General features: G+C 42.3%; 1 protein-coding gene. It reads left to right on the top strand.

Annotated elements, in window-relative coordinates; genetic code table 11:
- Positions 1 to 732, top strand: a 732-nt coding sequence (gene murJ / locus ACFIK8_RS11365; RefSeq protein ID WP_375669488.1) for a murein biosynthesis integral membrane protein MurJ, incomplete at both ends; no start/stop codon positions are given.

The following is a 732-nucleotide window of genomic DNA, read 5'->3' as shown; positions in this document are numbered from 1 at the left end:
TCCACCTCGCCTTCATCGCGGTTGCTCTGCGTCAAAGTGGAATGAAAATTTTCCTCCGCCGTCCCCATCTTAGCCCCAATTTTCGCAAGCTTTTAACATTGGCATTCCCTGCTGCTATCACAGGAGGGATTACGCAAATCAATTTATTAATCAATACCAACATTGCTTCCAGCCAATCGGGTGCTGTATCCTCTTTGATGTATGCCGATCGTCTTTACCAATTACCACTCGGTGTGATAGCAATTGCCGTTGCAACCGTTCTTTTACCAGAATTAACAAGAGCCCTCCGCAGTAAAAACCACAAAGAAACCCACGATTTGCAAAACCGCTCTATTGAATTGACCCTGTTGTTAACTTTACCTGCATCCGTGGCTTTTCTGCTGCTCTCTCACCCAATTGTCAGTTTACTTTTTGAGCGTGGACAATTTACCAGTGAATCAACACACCATGTTGCACAATTACTTGGGCTTTATGGGCTAGGACTTCCAGCTTTTGTACTGATCAAAGTCTTTATTCCTAATTTCTTTGCCCATGAAGATACAAAAACACCAATGATTTTCACAGGTATTTGCGTTTTTATCAATATCAGCCTAGCCTTAATCCTCTTTCCAATTTTGTCAGCACGGGGCATTGTCATTGCTGAAATTACCTCTGGGTGGGTTAACACACTCTTGCTTTGGGGTATTCTCATCAAACGTAGTTATTGGAAATACGATACTCAACTGATAAAAC

This window comes from Bartonella sp. MR168JLCBS, assembly GCF_042194175.1.
The sequence above is the reverse complement of the archived record's forward strand: the minus strand, read 5'-3'. Positions and strand labels throughout refer to the sequence as shown.